The 16,465-nt window shown below is 58.7% G+C and carries 16 protein-coding genes and 1 pseudogene; 11 read left to right on the forward strand and 6 right to left on the reverse strand.

Going from position 1 to position 16,465, the window contains the following annotated elements:
• The first annotated feature begins 34 nt into the window (after positions 1-34).
• On the forward strand, positions 35-1,537 hold the full coding sequence (gene hpnR, locus PHV01_RS04655) for a hopanoid C-3 methylase HpnR (protein ID WP_337289978.1): 1,503 nt from the start codon (positions 35-37) through the stop codon (positions 1,535-1,537).
• Between the two features lie 187 nt (positions 1,538-1,724).
• On the forward strand, positions 1,725-2,936 hold the full coding sequence (locus PHV01_RS04660; protein ID WP_337289979.1) for a hypothetical protein: 1,212 nt from the start codon (positions 1,725-1,727) through the stop codon (positions 2,934-2,936).
• A gap of 21 nt (positions 2,937-2,957) precedes the next feature.
• Here the strand turns inward: PHV01_RS04660 and PHV01_RS04665 are convergent, their stop codons facing one another.
• Together PHV01_RS04665 and PHV01_RS04670 are read right to left on the reverse strand one after the other, a co-directional pair.
• Entirely contained in the window at positions 2,958-3,590 is a 633-nt protein-coding gene (locus tag PHV01_RS04665; protein WP_337289980.1) for an SRPBCC family protein, read from the reverse strand.
• Between the two features lie 32 nt (positions 3,591-3,622).
• A pseudogene (locus tag PHV01_RS04670) lies at positions 3,623-3,919 on the reverse strand (ArsC family (seleno)protein); the annotation flags it as partial.
• Positions 3,920-4,352: 433 nt separating this feature from the next.
• Between PHV01_RS04670 and lgt the strand changes: the two are divergent.
• Genes lgt through PHV01_RS04685 form a run of 3 tightly spaced genes read left to right on the forward strand, consistent with a single transcriptional unit; the run spans position 4,353 to position 6,939 of the window.
• Positions 4,353-5,144, forward strand: coding sequence for a prolipoprotein diacylglyceryl transferase (gene lgt, locus PHV01_RS04675; RefSeq protein WP_337289981.1), 792 nt, complete (start codon positions 4,353-4,355; stop codon positions 5,142-5,144).
• Positions 5,145-5,154: 10 nt separating this feature from the next.
• Complete coding sequence (locus PHV01_RS04680) at positions 5,155-6,153, forward strand: NAD(P)H-dependent glycerol-3-phosphate dehydrogenase (protein ID WP_337289982.1); 999 nt, start codon at positions 5,155-5,157, stop codon at positions 6,151-6,153.
• A gap of 9 nt (positions 6,154-6,162) precedes the next feature.
• Entirely contained in the window at positions 6,163-6,939 is a 777-nt protein-coding gene (locus PHV01_RS04685; protein ID WP_337289983.1) for an alpha/beta hydrolase, read from the forward strand.
• Between the two features lie 137 nt (positions 6,940-7,076).
• On the opposite strand, the gene PHV01_RS04690 is transcribed toward PHV01_RS04685, so the two are convergent.
• From PHV01_RS04690 to PHV01_RS04700, 3 genes are read right to left on the reverse strand one after another with little or no spacing between them, the layout of a single operon-like run.
• A complete protein-coding gene (locus PHV01_RS04690; RefSeq protein WP_337289984.1) occupies positions 7,077-7,760 on the reverse strand; it encodes a TrkA family potassium uptake protein in 684 nt (227 codons plus the stop codon).
• A gap of 1 nt (position 7,761) precedes the next feature.
• On the reverse strand, positions 7,762-8,421 hold the full coding sequence (locus tag PHV01_RS04695; RefSeq protein ID WP_337289985.1) for an NAD-binding protein: 660 nt from the start codon (positions 8,419-8,421) through the stop codon (positions 7,762-7,764).
• Positions 8,422-8,454: 33 nt separating this feature from the next.
• Positions 8,455-10,398: an APC family permease gene (locus tag PHV01_RS04700; protein WP_337289986.1), complete on the reverse strand. Its 1,944-nt coding sequence runs from the start codon at positions 10,396-10,398 to the stop codon at positions 8,455-8,457.
• Positions 10,399-10,647: 249 nt separating this feature from the next.
• Between PHV01_RS04700 and PHV01_RS04705 the strand changes: the two genes are divergently transcribed.
• From PHV01_RS04705 to PHV01_RS04725, 5 genes are all read left to right on the forward strand, one after another.
• A complete protein-coding gene (locus PHV01_RS04705) occupies positions 10,648-11,052 on the forward strand; it encodes a thioesterase family protein (RefSeq protein WP_337289987.1) in 405 nt (134 codons plus the stop codon).
• A 106-nt stretch (positions 11,053-11,158) separates the two neighbouring features.
• Positions 11,159-12,253 carry an RNA 3'-terminal phosphate cyclase gene (gene rtcA, locus PHV01_RS04710; RefSeq protein WP_337289988.1) on the forward strand — a complete coding sequence of 365 codons (1,095 nt, stop codon included), beginning with the start codon at positions 11,159-11,161 and terminating at the stop codon, positions 12,251-12,253.
• Positions 12,254-12,261: 8 nt separating this feature from the next.
• Positions 12,262-12,711 (forward strand): N-acetyltransferase, encoded by a 450-nt coding sequence (locus PHV01_RS04715; RefSeq protein ID WP_337289989.1) that lies wholly within the window; start codon positions 12,262-12,264, stop codon positions 12,709-12,711.
• A gap of 22 nt (positions 12,712-12,733) precedes the next feature.
• Positions 12,734-13,618: a pyruvate, water dikinase regulatory protein gene (locus tag PHV01_RS04720; protein WP_337289990.1), complete on the forward strand. Its 885-nt coding sequence runs from the start codon at positions 12,734-12,736 to the stop codon at positions 13,616-13,618.
• 47 nt (positions 13,619-13,665) lie between these two features.
• Complete coding sequence (locus tag PHV01_RS04725; RefSeq protein ID WP_337289991.1) at positions 13,666-14,262, forward strand: DUF3105 domain-containing protein; 597 nt, start codon at positions 13,666-13,668, stop codon at positions 14,260-14,262.
• Positions 14,263-14,317: 55 nt separating this feature from the next.
• On the opposite strand, the gene hpnD is transcribed toward PHV01_RS04725, so the two are convergent.
• Entirely contained in the window at positions 14,318-15,181 is an 864-nt protein-coding gene (hpnD, locus tag PHV01_RS04730; RefSeq protein WP_337289992.1) for a presqualene diphosphate synthase HpnD, read from the reverse strand.
• Positions 15,182-15,364: 183 nt separating this feature from the next.
• Between hpnD and PHV01_RS04735 the strand changes: the two genes are divergently transcribed.
• Positions 15,365-16,435: an alpha/beta fold hydrolase gene (locus PHV01_RS04735; RefSeq protein ID WP_337289993.1), complete on the forward strand. Its 1,071-nt coding sequence runs from the start codon at positions 15,365-15,367 to the stop codon at positions 16,433-16,435.
• Positions 16,436-16,465: the final 30 nt, after the last annotated feature.

Consider the following 16,465-nt stretch of genomic DNA (forward strand, 5'->3'; position numbering starts at 1 on the left):
CTGAAAGCTGACAGCTTATTAGCGGAGGAGTGCAGTGAAAGTCCTGTTGGTGCATCCAAGTTCCTTGATGTATGCTGAGATCTTCCTCCGGCTTGAGCCGCTGGGGCTGGAGCGGGTGGCTCAGGCCGCCAGAATGGCGGGCCACGAGGTCAGGCTCTTTGACCTTCAGGTCTTTCACCGTCAGGACTACCTGCAAGAGCTCCGCGACTTTCACCCGCAGACCGTTGGCTTTTCGCTGAACTTTTTAGCCAATCTTCCGGAGGTGGTGGAACTGGCAAAGGAGACCAAACGCCTCCTCCCCACCTGCTTTGTCTTTGTCGGAGGCCATAGCGCGTCCTTTATCCCGCAGGAGCTTCTCGATCATGCGGAGGGCGCTATTGACTGCATCGTGCGCGGAGAAGGGGAGCCGATCATGCCGTCCCTGCTGGATGCCATCCTGGATGGAGGACTCGAAACGCTTCCAGGGGTGGTGACAGCCCACGGCGTTGGCCCCCCGCCGCTGATGCTCCACGACTTGGACCGCACGTTGCCGGCGCGAGACCTTGCCCGCAGACGGCACAAATACTTTATCGGGGTCCTGGATCCCTGTGCCTCGATTGAGTTTACCCGCGGCTGCCCCTGGGACTGCTCGTTTTGCAGCGCGTGGACCTTTTACGGTCGAAGCTACCGCAAGGTCTCTCCCGAGGTGATAGGGGAGGATCTGGCCAGGATGCAGGAGCCCAATGCCTTCTTAGTCGACGATGTGGCCTTCATCCATCCGGAGGACGGGATGGCGATCGGCCGGGAGATCGAGCGTCGGGGGATCCGCAAGCAGTATTACCTGGAGACCCGGTGTGATGTGTTGCTCCGCAATCAGGAGGTCTTTGCCTACTGGAAGCGTCTCGGGCTTCGGTACATGTTCCTCGGCCTGGAGGCCCTCGACGAGGAAGGGTTGAAGGCGATTCGGAAGCGGGCCACGCCCAGCGAGAACTTTCAGGCCCTGGAGGTGGCGCGGAGGCTGGGATTTACCGTGGCCCTCAACATCATCGCCGATTCGGGATGGGACGAAGAGAGGTTTCGAATCGTTCGCGAGTGGGCCGCCGGTGTCCCCGAGATCGTCCACCTGACCGTGAATACCCCATACCCCGGGACGGAGACCTGGCACACAGAGTCGAGGAAGCTGACCTCCCTCGACTACCGGCTGTTCGACGTCCAACATGCCGTCCTGCCGACGACGCTTCCTCTGAAGCAGTTCTATGAAGAGCTGGTCAAGACCCAGGCGGTCTTGAATCGCAAGCACCTGGGCTGGGCCGCGGTCCGGGGGACCTTCTCCACCGCCTCCAGCTTGCTTCTACAGGGTCAGACGAACTTCGTTCGGATGCTCTGGAAGTTCCCGCGAGTCTACAATCCGGAGCGGCAGTACGGTGACCACTTTAAAGAGATGACGTATGCGTTGACCCCGCCGCCGGATAAGCAGGCTGTCAAGCCGACGCAGGCCAAGCTCTTCGTTCATGCTCCAGCGGCCGCCGGGCAGCGAACGGCACAGGCTGAGGGGTGAACAAGAGGTTGCAAGACAGGGTTTCAACAGGTTAATGAGCCTGTCCAGCAAACCCCCGTTCATGCTTCGACGGGCTCAGCACGAACGGGAAAAGGTCAATGTATTCAATACCCATTCCGTTCACCCTGAGCGTGTCGAAGGGTCCATGAGAGTTTGCAGGATAGGCTCTAATGAGGAGGAATAGCACGTGAAGAGGCAATTCATTGCGTTTGCGGTCGTGACGCTGCTGGCTGCCGGGCTGGCTTTGAGCTCTGAATGGTTCATGAGCCACGACCACTGGTATGCCAAGGAGCCGGAAAAGGACTTCGCTCTCGCCAGGCTCATCGCCGATATTCGGACGTCCACGTCGCAGTATCAGGATCTGAAACAGGCCCAAGCGGATGGCTATGTGCAGATATCGGGGAATGTGCCGTTAGAAGGCTATAATTTTCGTAAGGCAGGGAACACGCAATTTGATTATCATCACCCTTCCACGCTCCTCTACGCGCAAAGAGAAGGGCGCTGGCAACTGGTTGGGCTGAAGTATATCGCCTCGGGAGTCCGTCCCGCTAAGACCCCGTTTCAGGGGATCGATTGGGAGCGGAGCTTGGCGATCTGCCGTTATGCGGACTGGCAGGAATTTCGATCGCCCTCCCAAGAAGCCTGCCCGAAGGTTCACCCTGAAACAAAGAGCGCGTTCACTGTCTGGTATCCGGACACGTGGGTCATCCGTCTCTGGATCTGGTATCCGAATCCGTACGGGTTGTTCGCCGGCATGAACCCTCTTCTGGCGCCGTTCGATGATCACATGATCCCGCCGGACGAAGCAGGAAGCTGGGAGACGTGGAAAGCGCATACGGAGTTCTCGAACTTTAACCATCACTTTTCCGGATGGTTGGTGCTCGTCATGGGGATGGCGATGACAGGCTCCGCCCTCTGGGGAGGTCAGAAGTCCAGGTATGCTCATTTGTGGCCGATGCTGACGCTTGGCGTAGCGCTCTTTATCCTGTACCGAAGCGACCCGGAGTATTGGCCGTTCGGCCCACGGACGCTGACGGAGCTCCTGGGTGACCGGGAGGCGATTGAGCACAAGCTTTCCGGGATCATCGTGCTCGCCATGGGATCCGTGGAATGGCTGCGGGCACGCCGCATACTCTCTCACTGGATATGGGGAATGATCTTTCCCTGGCTTGCCATCATGGGTGGAGTGACCCTGTTATTCCATCTGCATCCGATCAGCAACTTCAACTACGTCGGGCGAACCAATTCACCTCACACGACCGAGGGGGTCACCGCGATCCTTGCCGGCATGACGTATCTCATAGGATCGCTGGGGATTATGAAACAACGTTGGTGGGGCTTGGTTCCGGCTCTCTTCGTGATCCTGATGGGCGTCCAGCTTATCGTCTACATCGAATAGAGTAGAAGCGACGCGCGAGTCCTATTTCTTCTTCTTCCACGTTCCGTCGGATTCGGTGCGCCGCTTCAGGCTCAACAGCGCGTTCGACAAGTCTTTTTTAATCATCATATCTTCCACGAATCTGGGGATAAACATGCCGCTGTCCAAGCTCGTTGTATATCGAAGCATAGTCCTACCATGGCCGTACGGGAGAAACTCCCAGGTACCGAACGTCTCCGCGATGTCGTGTTTCCTCGATTTATCCAGCGTCCAGCTCACTGTTTGCTGCTCAGGTTTGAAAATCAGATCGATCGTATAAACGATCACGCCAAGCGGAACGTGAACCGTCTCGGTAACCTTCATGGTGCCTTGGGTTTTTTCAAGGACCTCAACCTTCTCAAGCCGCGGCATAAATTCGCTGAACGTATGATAGTTCAACATGACCGCCCACACGGCCTCTGGTGGCCTGTTGATGACGCAGTAGGCTTTGATTCTGGCGCTGCTCGTGCCGTCCTCAGCGGGATGGTCTTTTGCCTTCAGCACCACGCCGCCCTTTTCCATCCTGATTAATTCACCGGCCGTAAGTCCGCTGGTCGCGGACTCACCGGCCCCGAAAGAGGCCGTCGGAAGCAGGAATACGAACGCGGCAAATACGAAGGGGATGACCTTGGCCATATGTGGCACGTCAAAGAGCCTCCAGGGAGCGTCTAGCGAAGCAATTGCTCGTAGGTCGCCGAGTCAAAGCCGACCATGAGCGTGCGACCCTTCCGGAGGGTCGGGGCTCGCAGGTTTCCGGTCGGTCCCAGCAGGAGCGCCAGGAGTTGCGCCCTGTCCGGCTTGTCTTTCCGCAGGTCAACATAGATAAGCTTCTGCCCTTTCGTTGCGTAGATCTCGTCTACCTCTCGGACCAGTGCGAGCGCTTCCTTGTCCTTCAGGGTCTTTTTCTTTGCATCCACCTCTAACGCAATTTCGATACGATGTTTCGCAAGAAACTCTTGCGACTTGGCGCAGCTCTTTCACCCGGGGCGGTGGTACCTCCAATCGATTCGTCCCATTGAGATCTCCTCCATTATGCCAGCACGGTACGTACAGACGGTCCAGGCCGCGCACTCACAGGTCTCGCTGAGAGGGTGCTTACCTAACAGCGGCTCTGGGTTCACCTGACCATCGCTTTGATTTCCACCCCCCATCTTGTCGGATACCCGAATTGTGTGCAAGGAGAAAGTGCTCAACTTCCGACCGAGGGGCAAGCGAAGCCATAGATGCTGAGCTATCAACTCCCGGCATGAAGAAGAAATAATAGATGAGCCTGTCGAAGCGCAATAAGGAATCTGCGGGGCAGGCTCAGATAGCTTTGATAAAGGACTTGCGTATTTGCGAGCCATTGTGTAATTTCATCACTTAAGTAATCTGACGTCAACCCCTACTGAGGTCCGTATGTTCGCATCGCCTGGTCCGTTCGTTCTGCAGATCGGCCCGCTGTCGATTCGTTGGTATGGCCTTCTCTTCGCCACCGCTGTTTTGCTGGGGACCTGGCTGGCGCAGCGCGAGGCGATCCGCCGTGGGGAAGATTCTGATCAGCTTCTGAACGTCATCGTGTTCGGTGTGATGGTTGGCTTAATAGGCGCGCGGCTCTACTATGTCCTGTTCAATTGGGGCTACTACGGCGCGAGGCCGATGAAGATTTTGGCGGTGTGGGAGGGGGGGCTGGCGATCCACGGTGGTCTCCTGGCTGGGGGATTGGCTACGGTCATCTATGCCGTCCGGAAGAAGTTGCCTGTGTTGACGTACCTGGATATCATGGCCCCTTCGGCCCCGCTTGGGCAGGCGATCGGTCGGTGGGGGAATTTTTTTAATCAGGAGGCTTTCGGGACTCCAACTGACCTGCCGTGGAAACTCTATATCGAACCGTACCACCGGCCGCCCCATCTGGTCACCTATGAGTATTTCCATCCGACGTTCCTGTACGAATCGCTGTGGAACTTCCTGGTCTTCGCGATTCTCTACTGCCTGCTTCGCCGGCGTCTGGAGCATACCCCTGGCGCGCTGTTGCTCTGCTACGTTGGGCTGTACTCTGTCGGCCGGTTCTTCGTCGAGGGGCTCCGCATCGATAGTCTGATGCTGGGGCCCTTACGCGCGGCGCAGGTTGTGAGCCTCGGCTTGATCGCCCTCTCACTTGTCGGACTCGCCTGGTTGCGTACTGCGTCCAAGCGGCCTCAGCACCGATAGGGATACGCCGATGGAACATATCGGCGTCGTCGGAGCCGGGGCCTGGGGGACCACGCTTGCCAAACTGTTAACCGAAAAAGGGCACGCGGTCACTCTCTGGGTGCGGGAGCGTGAACTCGCCGTCACAATGGCGAGGGAGCACGAGAACAGTCTCTACCTGCCGGGGATTGAACTACCCGAGGCACTTGAGGTCACGACCTCCCTTGCTGAGGTCGCCCGAGGCTGCTCGGCCATTCTGCTGGTCACCCCTTCGCATGTCTTTCGTTCCGTATTTACGGACCTGCTGCCTTTCATTCGAGAATCGCCACTTTTCATCATTGCAACTAAAGGGCTGGAACCAAATAGTTGCATGACTATGTGGCAGGTACTACATGAGGTTGCTCCGTCCATGCGGACGCTGGCTGTGCTCTCAGGTCCCACCTTTGCGAAAGAGGTGAGCAGGGGACTGCCTACGGCGGCGGTCGCGGCATCAGCGGAGGCTGCCGTAGCATTACGGGTTCAGGGCTTGCTGAGCACGCCAACCTTTCGCGTGTATGCCGGAAGCGATCCATTGGGCGTAGAGTTGGGGGGGGCGATCAAGAACGTGATTGCCATCGCCGCCGGGATAGTAGACGGCCTTGGACTCGGGCATAATGCGCTGGCCGCCCTCATCACCCGCGGGTTACATGAAATGACCCGGCTGGGTGTCGCGATGGGCGCGCGCGCCGAGACATTCGCTGGGCTGGCGGGGCTTGGGGACCTCGTGCTGACATGCACCGGGGACCTCTCACGAAATCGGCAACTTGGACTGGCGCTGGGCAGGGGCGCGGCGTTGTCCGAGCTGCTGGAGCGCAGCCCGACGGTGAAGGAAGGGGTCAACGCCTCGAAAGGCGCCGTCGATCTTGCCCGTCGCTTCTCTGTTGACATGCCGATTTGCCAGGAGACCTATGCGGTCCTCTTTGAACATCGATCGCCGAAGGAGGCGGTAGCGAGTCTCCTGGGTAGGGTGTTGAAATCTGAAGAGGTATAGAGGGCGGACGTGCCATACGTGCAGGTTGGGCGCGCTCGAATCCACTTCGTTGAACACGGTCCGAGTCCGGCGAGTCCTCTGCCACCGATCGTCTTCATCCACGGGGCTGGCGGAAGTCATCAGGTGTGGCTCCAGCAGCTTAGGACATTGGGGCGGCGGCGAAAGGCCATCGCCGTAGACCTCCCTGGGCATGGCCATTCGGGTGGGAGCGGAGCCGATCGGATCGAGATCTATCGCGACGTCATCGAAGAGTTTCTAGCGGCTTTGGGTCTCGACCGTACCGTCATGGTGGGCCACTCGATGGGCGGAGCGATCACCCAGAGTATTGCATTGGATGACCCCGGTCTTCTTGCAGCGATTGTGCTGGTTGGGACCGGAGCGAAACTCCGCGTTCATCCGCAGATATTCGCTCGCCTTCAAGAGGATCCAGCAGGAACGGTTGAGCAGATCACCAAATTGGCGCGTGCGCCCGGTGCTACAGCGGAGGTGCTCAAGCAGGATATCGACGCGATACTGCGCACCTCGATCCCGGTCATCGAGGGAGACCTTCTGGCGTGCGATGCCTTTGATCTCATGGAGCAGGTGAAAGCGATCACCCTCCCAACGCTGGTGATCTGCGGGACCGACGATCTGATGGCGCCATCCAAATACGGCGAGTATCTGCATCATCAGATCAACGGATCGCAGTTCCAACTCGTTCCCGCTGCCGGCCACATGGTCATGCTGGAACAGCCGGACGAGGTGAGCCGAAGCATTGAAACTTTCCTCGAGCGGCTGGGCTGTTAAGAGGTCTTCTGGTAACTACTCAGGTAGATAGGCTGAAGACTGAAGGCTGCTAGGGGTACCGAAGGTCTTAAATGGCGTGGTTCGTGCTGTGCGAGCTCATGTAGAACCTTCAGCCTTCAGTCTAAACGCCTAAGCAGTTACGTCTTCTGTTGCGCATCCGGTCGGCCGAACAGGCCGGCCAGCTCTTCGGCGGCTTCACGATCTGCAATCGCGAGCACCTCATCCCCGACTTCAAATTGAGTGTCCCCGCGCGGAATGAGGATCTGTCCGTGCCGGATGATGGTGGCGATCACCGAATCCGGAGGCAGGCGCAGATCCTTGATAGCGATACCCAGGGCGCGGGCTCCCGGGGGAATCTTCTCCTCCACCAGGGAGTAGCGGCCCCTCCGCAGCTTCAGTAGTGTCATCATATCGCCGAGCGACATCTCTTCTTCGATCAGACTGCTGAAAATCTGCGCCTGGTTGAGGGCCACATCTACGTGGAACTTCTCGTCGAAGAGCCAGGCGGCGCGGGGATTGTTTACCCAGGCGATGATACGAGGGACATCGTAGTGGGTGCGCGCAAAGAAACAGAGCGCGAGATTGTCTTCATCGGCAGAGGTACACGCAGCCAACACCTTCGCCCGACGGATACCGGCTTGTTCCAATACGTGCGGATCGATGGGGTTGCCTTCGTAGATCACCTCGGTGGGTAGTTCGTGGTGAAGGCGTGAGAGGATGTCCCGTCGGTGCTCGATCACTCGGACCTCGTGCTGGCGAGTCAGTAAGAGGCTGGCTAGGTGTGCTGCGGTTCGGCCTCCGCCGGCGATCAACACAAACATGTTACCTCCCTTGCGGCGTCTGCAGCCGCTCACGCAACGCGTCGATCGCTACCAGCGTGGCGCTCAGGTGCACGATATCGCCCGCCTCGAGACGGTTCTCAGGGGAGGGGAGGATAGCTTTGCCTACGCGGGTCAACGCCACGGCCAGACACTCGGCTGCGGGCAGGAGATCCTGGAGGGTACGGCCGTGCCAGGCCTCAGGCACCGAGAGCTCATAGATCTCGACTTCGCCGTTGCCGGCCGAGAACACGCTCCTGGCGAAGGCGGGGTAGAGCAGCTCTTCGATGCGCTGTGCGCCCCAACTGGTCGAGCTGACGACTTGGAGGCCAAAGGCCTCATGCAAAGCTCGCCAGCGCGGATGATAGTTGCGGACGACCACCTGGGGCACATGGTAGACGGTCTTTGCCACGTGCGCGACGACCGCGTTGAGCGAGTCGGAGTTGGTGACGGCGGCCAAACCGTCGGCTTGTTCAATCCCCGCTCGGCGCAGCACATCAGTGGCCAGTGCCTCGCCTTCTACTGTACGTCCGCGGAAGTCGGTAGGCAGATTATTTAACGCAGCGGCCACCTGGTCGATGACGGCCACCTGATGCCCCTTCTGGAACAGGCGGTACGCCAACTCCGCGCCTACCCGTCCACACCCCACGATAATGAAATTCATAGCGTATTCTGTTCCTCCGATACTCTGGCGTCGTTACTCTATCTGATAGGGTACGTCAATAATCACGATCCCCGGCTTGAACAACAGCATCAGTCGCAGCAGCACCGCGGTCTGGTTGTGCAGGAGATTGTGCCACCAGTGGCGGGGAACAAACTGCGGCACAATGATGGTGATGATCTCGTTCGGCTGACGTCGCGCGGCAATCTCCTCGATATACCCCAATAAGGGTTCCAGGAACAACCGGTAGGGAGAATCCAGCACGACCAGGCGGATTCCATCGCCCCACGATCCCCATTTCCGGTTCAGCGTCTCGGCTTCGACGGGATCGGTGCAGATATGCACGGCCGTGATATCGTCGGAGATCGTGCGGGCATAGCGGAGCGCCGCCAGCGTACCGCGATGGACGCCACTGACGGCCAGGATCACACGCTGACGCGAGATTCGAGGCGGCCCACCATACTGTTCCAATGACAGGTGGGCGGCCAGATCCCGGTAATGGTAATGGATGGCAGTGAACATCGCGACAAGAATTGGCACCAGTAGGATCACGATCCACGCCCCATCGGCAAACTTTGTCATAGCAAAGACCAACATTACTACCGCCGTACAGAGCGCTCCAAAGCTGTTGATCGCCATCTTCAACACCCAGCGCGGGTCGTGACGGACTATTGAGCCACGCTCTTGTGCTTCCTGCCCTGTCGAGAGATGTCCGGCCTTCCACCAGCGGTGCGCCATACCGGCCTGTGACAGCGTGAAGGAGAGGAACACACCGATAGCATAGAGCGGGATTAGTGCGTTCACGTTGGCCTGAAACAGCCAGATCAGGAGTGAGGCAATGAGGGCCAGCGCCACAATGCCGCGCGAGTAGACAAGTCGGCTTCCCCGATACGTGAGGGGCCGGGGCAAAAAGCCATCTGCCGCCAGCAGGGCGCTCAACCGCGGAAAGTCGGCAAACGCCGTATTGGCCGCCATGACCAGGATGAGGGTTGTAGCCGCAATAGTGGCCAGGTACAGCAAGCCCCGTCCCTCATAGGTTGTGCGTGCGAGTTGGGAGATCACCGTTTCTGCCTCTGAGGGAATGGCGCCAATCTTGCCGGCCAGGAAGGTGATACCAAAGAACAACACGCCCAGGACGGCGGACATCCAGATCAGCGTGATCCCTGCGTTGCGGCTACGTGGCTCCTTAAACGCAGGGACCCCGTTCGAGATGGCCTCCACACCGGTGAGGGCCGTTGTGCCATTGGAGAAGGCATGGAGAAGCAAAAACAGGGTGACTGACTGCATGAGGGGTTCTTTTCCGAGATGCGGGGGGTTCTCCACAGCACCAAGACCCCCCATCAGGTACTGGGCGAGACCGCTCCCTACGGTCAAAAACAGCATTCCGAGAAAGAAGTACGTGGGCACGGCAAACACCGCGCCGGATTCTCTCACGCCGCGCAGGTTGACCAGCATCATGAACAGTACCAGCCCAATCGCCAATGGTACCCGATAGGAAAAAAGGGACGGATAGGCCGAGGTAATTTGGGCTACGCCAGAAGCGACCGAGACGGCCACGGTGAGGATATAGTCGGTCAGCAGCGACGCCCCGGCAATCTGAGCGGGGAATTCTCCCAGATTGTCACGGGCGACGATATAGGCTCCACCACCACCAGGGTAAGCATGGATGGTCTGCTCGTATGAGAGCGTGACAATAGTCAGCAACGCTACGATGGCCAGCGAGATCGGAAGGGCATAGACGAACGCTGTCGCCCCGGCAGCAGCCAGGACGAACAGAATCTCGTCGGTGGCGTATGCGGTGGAGGAGAGCGCGTCAGAGGCGAAAACAGCCAGACCGACCGTCTTGCCAATGGCCTGATGGGGCGCATCGGCGGTCCGGAGCGGTCGGCCGATCAGCCAGGTCCGCCACGAGCGAGGCGGCTGATATTCGGCGGTTCGCCGCACGACGGTCGTTCCGCCCTCTTCCTCAATTGTAGGCACAGATGGCCTCACGGTACAGTGTTGTAGGATCAGCGAGGCTGGATGGTCACCTGGGCGCCAATACGCCTGCAGGAATGCTATCCCGGTCAGCGTAATTCGTCAAGTTGGCGGATACCATGAAGACCTTCGCTCTTACAGGTCTGTATGTGTGATAGCATGGAGCACGCAGGGTATGGAGTTCAGCAAAACCGGCTCAATCTAGCCACTCTGCCTGAGCCTGTCAAGCATTATTCCGCATGGGAGAAACCGATGAGCCTATATGAAGGGATGACGTTTGAGGGAGCCTGGAGGGTGACTGGCGCCGAGGCGGCCGATCGGCATGGCAACCCGTTCATTCATGTACTCACCACGCCGGTTGTGGTCGAGTGGATGGAGGAGGTGGCGACAGCCGGTGTGCAGCCGCATCTGTCGGAGGGGCAGGGCACAGTCGGCAGTGTCATGAAGATGACGCACCTGGCGCCAACCCCGATCGGGCTTCTGGTGAAGGTGGTGGCGACGCTGACGCGGATTGACGGGCGGCGTCTCATCTTCCGGATCGAGGCCTTCGACGAGGTGGAGAAGATTGCCGAGTGTCAGCACGAGCGGGTCGTCGTTGACCTTACGCGCTTTCACGAAAAAGCTGGAAAAAAGGCGGGAAGGGTGACGACCGCGTGAGTCAAGCTGTTGGATCTGCCACCCAAGAGTTCCCTTGACAGTTTCCGTCGCCGGGCAAATAATACCCTTCCGGATGCGGACTAGGCCTCGCGGTGGCGAGGATGATATGAGCATAGTGGCGAGTAGCGTTCTTAGTATAGACGGATCATACGGTGAGGGAGGCGGGCAGATTCTCAGGACGGCCTTGGCCCTGTCCGCCGTCCTTGGCAGACCCGTAGAATTGTTCAAGATTCGGGCGGGCCGAAAGAGTCCCGGCCTGCAACCGCAGCATCTCTCCTGTGTCAAGGCGCTCGCGACGATCACTGGCGCTGAGGTACATGGAGCGGAGCTTGGCTCTTCCTGCCTGCATTTTGCCCCTGGACCGATCACCGGAGGATCGCATCGAATCGATGTCGGGACAGCCGGGGCCACCTCCCTCGTGTTTCAGGCGATCCTGGCGCCGCTCGCGTATGCGAACACGTCGTCCGCGCTGACGATCACGGGTGGAACGCACGTCCCTTGGAGTCCGCCGGCCCCATACATCTCCGAGGTCTTCCTGCCGATGGTGGAGAGGATGGGGCTGGGCGCCACCTGGCAAGTACGTCGGGGCGGCTTTTACCCAAAGGGGGGTGGTGAGGTGCGGGCTATCGTGCAACCGCTGGGGCGACTGAGCTCGATTGACCTCACGAATCGCGGGGCGCTGTTGGCTATCCGCGTTATATCTGCTGTGGCCGGACTCCCCAGAGGGATCGCCGAGCGACAGGCCAATCGAGTTCGAGATCGGTTCGCCGACGCCGGGCATAAGATCGAGATCGAGATTGCCGAATTCGATGCCGCCTGCCCGGGCGATACCGTATTTGTATGGGCTGAATTCGAGCAGGCTCGGGCGGGATTTGGCGCGCTTGGCGAGCGTGGCAAACCCGCCGAGCGCGTGGCCGATGAGGCGGCGGATGGCCTGCTGAACTTTCTCGCCGGAGATGCCGCCACCGACCCTTATTTGGCCGATCAACTCGCCGTGCTCATCGCGCTGGCGAATGGTCGCTCCGTCCTCACCACGGCGCGCGTGAGCCGGCATCTGCTCACGAATCTCTGGACAATTCAGCAGTTTCTGCCGATAGAGGTATCACTTGAAGGTCAGCCCGATGGGCCGGGGCGACTCAGCATCGATGGGGCCGGGATGAACGTTTCCTCACGGGAGAGGATCGCGGTGGCTCGCGCCTGAGGCAGCGCATGGTGAGGAAGGCTACGACGACCGATGTCCAGGCGATTGCGCGCCTGGTGAATGTGTACGCCGGTAAGGGCGATCTGTTGCCGCTGACGCTGCAAGAGATCGACAAGCGGATCGGCGATATTCAGGTCTTTGAGCAGGACGGGAAGATTGCCGGGGTCTGCTCCCTCTTCGTCTACGGGCCAGACCTGGCGGAGATCCGATCGCTGGCCGTCTGGCCGGAGTATGAGGGGAAGGGGATCGGTCGAGCAGTAACCGAGACGTGTATCGCTACAGCGAGAGATCTCCTGATCAGGCGAGTCTTCGCCCTGACCTATAAGCCGGCCTTCTTTGAGCGCCTGGGATTTCGGGTGGTTGATAAGCTTACACTGCCGGAGAAGGTATGGAAGGATTGTCGCCGGTGCAGCAAGTGGGATTATTGCGACGAGGTGGCGGTTCTCCTCGAACTGTAATGGGAATAAAAAGATAACTGCTATGGACCGAGCATCAGCCGAAGGCCGTTATCGGATCTTTGCCGTCTCCGACGCCACTGGCTCCACCGCGGAACTGGTCGTCCGAGCCGCGCTGGCCCAGTTTCAGGTGGCTGAGGTCGAGATCGTGCGTCTTCCCAATATCCGGACGGTAAGTGAGGTGCGACGGGCGATTGAGACGGCCCAAGCGAGTAAAGGGGTTATCGTGCATACCCTGGTGTCAGAGGAGCTTCGCCAAGCCGTGTTACTGGAGGGGCGGGAGCGGGGGGTAGAGACCATTGACCTGATCGGACCGCTGCTGTTTCGCCTGAGCGATCTGTTGCACAGTCCGCCACTCATGCAGCCCGGTCTGTTCCGACAACTGGGGCAGGAGTACTTTCAGCGGATCGAGGCGATCGACTACACTGTGAAGCACGACGACGGTCAGGACCCGCTTGGCCTCAACCGCGCCGACATCGTGTTGGTCGGGATCTCGCGGACCTCCAAGACGCCGCTCAGCATCTATCTGGCCGGAAAGGGGTGGCGGGTTGCAAACGTCCCCGTGATCTTACATCTTCCGTTGCCAGGCCGGTTGATGACGATCGAGCAGGGCCGAATTGTTGGACTCATTGTTGCGGTGGATCGGTTGGTGGAACTGCGGCGGGCCAGGCTCGAACGCAAACATGCGCCTGTGGCCGAAGCCTACGCGAAGCTGGAGGAGGTGCGCACTGAGCTTTCATACAGCCGGTCGCTCTTCCGTAAGGCGGGCTGGCCGGTTATCGATATGACCAACAAATCGATTGAGGAGGCGGCGAGCGAGGTCTTGACCCTCGTTGCTGTACTTGACACGTCGCAGCCGACCGAGCGGAAGGGTACCGGCACTCGTCGAAAAAGCGGGGGAAGAAAGTAATCTGGCATTCCAGGCCAGTCTCATAGCGAGAACACTCAGAGGGAGCGATGGCAAAGCCGCAGAGCGCGAAATCACAGGTCAAGAAAGAGGCGAAGCAAAAGGCACAACAGGAACGGGCTGAGACGGAAAAAGCGAAGCGTCGTCAAGGGCTTGGGGGGCGGATCGGGCTCTATGCTGCCATTGCAGCCGTCCTACTGGTTGGCGGCTATTGGGGCTACGGCAAGATGACGGAAAAGGTATCCTGGACCTCTGTCGCGATCCTGCCGAGTCCCCACGTCCCACTCGGTATGCCGCATCCGCCGTACAATAGCGATCCACCCACCTCAGGACCCCATGCTCCCGGACTGGCTCAGTGGGGGATTCATGCCGAGCCGGTTCCTAAGGAGATGCAGGTTCACAACCTCGAAGACGGCGGGGTGGCGATCAACTACTCCTGTCAGGATTGCCCTGACCTGGTCAAACGTCTTACGGCAATTGCCGAGCGCTACGATCGTATCATCCTTGCGCCATACACCGACATGGATCGAAAGATTGCGCTGACGGCATGGGGCAGCATTGATAAGTTCGACGAGTTCGACGAGGCGCGCATCGTCAAGTTCATCAAGGCCCACATCGGGATCGACCATCACGGCGCCGGTGGCTAACCGGGACGTGACCCTGTCTCCCTATGCAGATGTTTACCAATGCCTTCGAGGCCTGTTATGGCCGCGAGCGCAGCGCCGATCGTAGCCACAGGCCGCCGGCTAACAAAAGCTTCCGGGGTTTGCCGATGGTGATATTTTTGTGGAAGACATCGTACTGCTGCGCTTCGATCCTGAGCAACAGACGGTAGTAAATGGCCCGCATGATCTCTGCGGCCAGCAGCGATCGCTCATCTTCTGCCGACAACGCGGCTGAAGCCGCTCGAAAAAAGTCCCGGGCTCGCGCACACTGAAACTGCATCAGCTCCATGAAGGCGCGGTTGTAACGCCCAGCCAGCAGCTCTTCTTCAGAATATCCAAATCGCTTCAATTCATCCTGCGGAAGATAGATCCGTCCTCGTTGTGCATCAACTCCCACATCCCGAAGAATGTTGGTCAGTTGAAAGGCGATACCCAGTTGTTCGGCGTAGATCTTTGTCTGCGGATTGGTGTAGCCGAAGATTTCGATGCAGATGAGGCCCACAATCGACGCCACTCGGTAGCAGTACGGGTAGAGTTCCTCGAACGTCGCATATCTGGCGCGCGTCAGATCCATCTCCATGCCATTGAGCAACTCTTCGAAATAGACCTTCGGGATATGAAACCGACGCGCGGCTTGTCCAACAGTAGTAATGACAGGGGGGCCAACGCCGTCCTGAAAGTAGGTATCGAGCGCTTTGCGCCATCGGGTCAGTGCGGCCGCTGGATCACCTCCAGCCTGTGAATCATCTACCAGATCGTCGCTCAGCCGGCAGAAGGCGTACACGGCGTAGAGCGCTTCCCGTTTTGGCTTTGGGAGGAAAAGAAATGCATAATAGAAATTTGAACCGCTCTGCCGGGTGATCGTGCGGCTGTTGGTCTGAAGGTCATTCACCTGATTCATAGATCGTATTATAGGAAAATCAGGCCCCGGAGGCAAACGGCCGATGGCTGGTCTCAGTGTCATGGCGTTGCAGCGTGAAAAGGAGTTGACACTCCCGCCTCTCCTGGCGTTATAGTAATGAACTTTCGTGAGAGAAGAAATTAATGCTTCGACATCATTTATGTATGGAGAAAGGAGCGCAGGATGAAACACTGGTCGCGAATCGGCATCATGTGCCGGATGACGGTCGCCATTGTCGCGATAAGTGCCTCTGCCGTGGGCGCAGCAGAGCAGGAGAACGCCATCGGCAAGGAGGAATATTTGGTGCAGGGCAGGGACCAGGGGGTTAAGCTGTTCGTTCGGGAGAAGCGACTTGCGAACTTGCCGAAGATTACCAAAGAGAACGTGGTACTGTTTGTCCACGGTCTTCCAAGCCCCGCTTCAGTCATCTTTGACCTTGCGCTTCCCGGGTATTCCTGGTTGGAGTATATGGCCGAACGCGGCTTTGACGCTTTTACTGTGGATATCAGGGGATTCGGACGCTCGACCAAGCCGGCGGAGATGAAGGAATCCCCGAATCAGAACCTTCCTCTGGTTCGGGTAGATCAGGTGATGCGGGATATTGATGTCGCTGTCGATTACATCCGTTCCAAGCGAAAGGTGGAGAAAGTCAACATCATCGGATACTCCATTGGCGCCTCTTGGTCCGCCCTGTATGCGACGCTGCACCCGGAAAAGGTGAACAAGCTGGTGATGTACGGGGCGGTTTATGGGAAGAATTCCACCTTCGTCAGTGCGTTTGGTGACCCGACCAACCAGGACCGGCCGCATTATGAAATGGGCGCCTATCGCTATCTGTCCCGGAAGGAGATCCTTGACCAGTGGGATGGGTGGATCAAGCCCGAGTTCCAGGATGAATGGCGAGACAGGGAGGTCATCGACACCTGGATCAGCACGCTCTTCAGCTCCGATCCCACAGCCAAACAACGCAGCCCGGAATCGATCCAGGTTCCCAACGGCCCGTACATCGATTGGCACGAAATCCACGCGGGCCGGTCGTTGTTCGATCCAGCGAGGATCAAGGCGCCGACCATGATCGTTCGGGGGAGCGCCGAAGAGCTGATAAGCAACGAGGCGGCTGAGGAACTCCTCCAGAAGCTCACGTCGGCGCCATCCAAGCGGCGCCTGGACATCGGGGATTCAACCCATTACGCTATGCTGGAGAAGAACCGCCTCTTGCTGTTTCGTGGCGTTCAGAACTTCCTGGAAGAGTGAAGCCATGCATCGTCCTTGAAGCGGGAGCGG

Source organism: Candidatus Methylomirabilis sp., assembly GCF_028716865.1.
In the GTDB taxonomy this organism is placed as follows: Bacteria; Methylomirabilota; Methylomirabilia; order Methylomirabilales; family Methylomirabilaceae; genus Methylomirabilis.

Bases quoted from the DNA above. Each gene is read 5' to 3' on its own strand.
- PHV01_RS04665 (WP_337289980.1), bottom strand. From the start codon at position 3,590: ATGGCCAAGGTCATCCCCTTCGTATTTGCCGCGTTCGTATTCCTGCTT.
- lgt (WP_337289981.1), top strand. From the start codon at position 4,353: ATGTTCGCATCGCCTGGTCCGTTCGTTCTGCAGATCGGCCCGCTGTCG.
- PHV01_RS04680 (WP_337289982.1), top strand. From the start codon at position 5,155: ATGGAACATATCGGCGTCGTCGGAGCCGGGGCCTGGGGGACCACGCTT.
- PHV01_RS04690 (WP_337289984.1), bottom strand. From the start codon at position 7,760: ATGTTTGTGTTGATCGCCGGCGGAGGCCGAACCGCAGCACACCTAGCC.
- PHV01_RS04695 (WP_337289985.1), bottom strand. From the start codon at position 8,421: ATGAATTTCATTATCGTGGGGTGTGGACGGGTAGGCGCGGAGTTGGCG.
- PHV01_RS04705 (WP_337289987.1), top strand. From the start codon at position 10,648: ATGAGCCTATATGAAGGGATGACGTTTGAGGGAGCCTGGAGGGTGACT.
- rtcA (WP_337289988.1), top strand. From the start codon at position 11,159: ATGAGCATAGTGGCGAGTAGCGTTCTTAGTATAGACGGATCATACGGT.
- PHV01_RS04715 (WP_337289989.1), top strand. From the start codon at position 12,262: ATGGTGAGGAAGGCTACGACGACCGATGTCCAGGCGATTGCGCGCCTG.
- PHV01_RS04720 (WP_337289990.1), top strand. From the start codon at position 12,734: ATGGACCGAGCATCAGCCGAAGGCCGTTATCGGATCTTTGCCGTCTCC.
- PHV01_RS04725 (WP_337289991.1), top strand. From the start codon at position 13,666: ATGGCAAAGCCGCAGAGCGCGAAATCACAGGTCAAGAAAGAGGCGAAG.
- hpnD (WP_337289992.1), bottom strand. From the start codon at position 15,181: ATGAATCAGGTGAATGACCTTCAGACCAACAGCCGCACGATCACCCGG.
- PHV01_RS04735 (WP_337289993.1), top strand. From the start codon at position 15,365: ATGAAACACTGGTCGCGAATCGGCATCATGTGCCGGATGACGGTCGCC.